At 46.1% G+C, this 1,812-nt stretch carries 3 protein-coding genes; 2 read left to right on the plus strand and 1 reads right to left on the minus strand.

The genetic code is table 11. The features are described 5' to 3' along the window. Nucleotides 1–215: 215 nt before the first annotated feature. Nucleotides 216–734: a peptidylprolyl isomerase gene (locus QVP40_RS10145; protein ID WP_022068320.1), complete on the minus strand. Its 519-nt coding sequence runs from the start codon at nt 732–734 to the stop codon at nt 216–218. A 193-nt stretch (nt 735–927) separates the two neighbouring features. Between QVP40_RS10145 and tsaE the strand changes: the two genes are divergently transcribed. Together tsaE and tsaB are read left to right on the plus strand one after the other, a co-directional pair. Next, the gene (gene tsaE, locus QVP40_RS10150; protein WP_022068321.1) at nt 928–1,356 is read left to right on the plus strand and encodes a tRNA (adenosine(37)-N6)-threonylcarbamoyltransferase complex ATPase subunit type 1 TsaE; all 429 of its coding nucleotides are present in this window, start codon (nt 928–930) and stop codon (nt 1,354–1,356) included. A gap of 3 nt (nt 1,357–1,359) precedes the next feature. Further along, nucleotides 1,360–1,812, plus strand: a 453-nt coding sequence (gene tsaB, locus QVP40_RS10155) for a tRNA (adenosine(37)-N6)-threonylcarbamoyltransferase complex dimerization subunit type 1 TsaB (RefSeq protein WP_288200474.1), incomplete at its 3' end; no start/stop codon positions are given.

A 1,812-nucleotide genomic window follows, 5' to 3' on the forward strand; every position in this document is an offset into this window, starting at 1 on the left:
ACAGAGAACTGTATTTTGCAGTTCTGGATGGGGAAGTGCTGACCTTTGAGGAATGACAGCAGCGCTGTTTCTGACTGTGTGAATACCATCTGACGGGTAAGAAAAAAACCAGAGAATAACTTTTTCAGCTATTCTCTGGTTACAGGCTGTCTGTCAGCCATTCAGTGAATCTTTTTACAGTACGATTTTATTACATACTATTCCCGAAAACTGAATCAGCATTTCTCCGGTTCCGGATAATCCACGCCAAAGGTTTCCACAGTTACTGTTTTCATTACCTGATCGTCAAGGGGTCTGTCACTGTAGTCGGTATCCTCTTCTGCAATGCGGTTTACAACATCCATACCCTCTGTGATCTTGCCGAAGGCAGCGTAGCTTCCGTCAAGATGAGGAGCAGCCTTGTGCATGATAAAAAACTGACTTCCGCCGGAGTTTGGGTGCATGGCTCTTGCCATGGAAAGAACACCGGGAGTGTGCGCAAGGTCATTTGCAACGCCGTTCTGAGCGAACTCGCCTTTAATGCTGTATCCCGGGCCGCCCATGCCGGTTCCGTCCGGGCAGCCGCCCTGGATCATGAAGCCGTTGATGACACGGTGGAAGATCAGACCGTCATAGAATCCTTTTTTTACAAGACTGATAAAGTTATTTACCGTATTGGGAGCAACCTCCGGATAAAGCTCTGCTTTCATTACATCACCGTTTTCCATGGTGATTGTTACAACTGGATTTGCCATAGTTTTATTCTCCTTTTGCGAAAAGTATTGTTTTTCTCTGTTTGCTCTATTATAATATGCAAAGAACAATTCTGCAAGAAATAAGTAAAAGACCGGAGCTGCTGAATCAGTCAGGTGATAATTGTTTAGCCGGCATGAAAGCCGCCGGGAACGGAGTGATCAGCAGCCGGAATTTGTTTGGGAAGGCGGAGCCATGATAATAGAAACCAGAAGTCCGGAGGAGACATTTGAATTAGGAAAAAAAATCGGTGAAGCAGCAAAGCCGGGACAGGTATATACCCTGAACGGAGATCTCGGTGTGGGAAAAACTGTTTTTACCCAGGGAGTGGCAGCGGGGCTTGGCATCACAGAGCCTGTCAGCAGTCCTACCTTTACGATCGTGCAGGTTTATGAGGAAGGCCGTCTGCCTTTTTATCATTTTGATGTGTACCGTATCGGTGATATTGAAGAAATGGAAGAGATCGGTTACGACGATTATTTTTTCGGAGAGGGAATCTGCCTGATTGAGTGGGCGGAGCTAATCAGAGACATCCTTCCGGAAAAACGGATTGAGATCACCATAGAAAAGGATCTGACACAGGGATTTGATTACCGCAGGATCACTGTACAGGAGGTTGAATAAAATATGAAAATTTTAGGTTTGGACAGTTCGGGAATCGTAGCTTCCGTAGCTGTTGTTGAAGACGAAATTCTGACTGCAGAATATACAGTGAATTATAAAAAAACACATTCTCAGACTCTGCTTCCCATGCTGGATGAGGTGGCAAAGATGACAGAGCTTGACCTGGATACGGTTGATGCTATTGCCGTTGCCGGTGGTCCGGGATCTTTTACCGGGCTCCGTATTGGTTCTGCTACGGCCAAAGGGCTGGGGCTTGCGCTTAAAAAGCCATTGATCAGTGTGCCTACGGTAGAAGCTCTGGCTTATAATCTTTATGACACACAAGGCCTGATCTGTCCGATCATGGATGCCAGAAGAAATCAGGTATATACAGGAATTTATCGTTTTAAAGACCACAGGCTTGAGACAGTGGAGGACCAGATGGCTGTGCCCATTGAGGACCTTCTTGCAAAGCTT

The organism is Blautia sp. CAG:257, assembly GCF_000433815.1.
Lineage (GTDB): Bacteria > Bacillota > Clostridia > Lachnospirales > Lachnospiraceae > Blautia_A > Blautia_A caecimuris.

Excerpts from the sequence above, each read along its gene's own strand:
- QVP40_RS10145 (WP_022068320.1), bottom strand. The coding sequence starts at position 734 with ATGGCAAATCCAGTTGTAACAATCACCATGGAAAACGGTGATGTAATG.
- tsaE (WP_022068321.1), top strand. The coding sequence starts at position 928 with ATGATAATAGAAACCAGAAGTCCGGAGGAGACATTTGAATTAGGAAAA.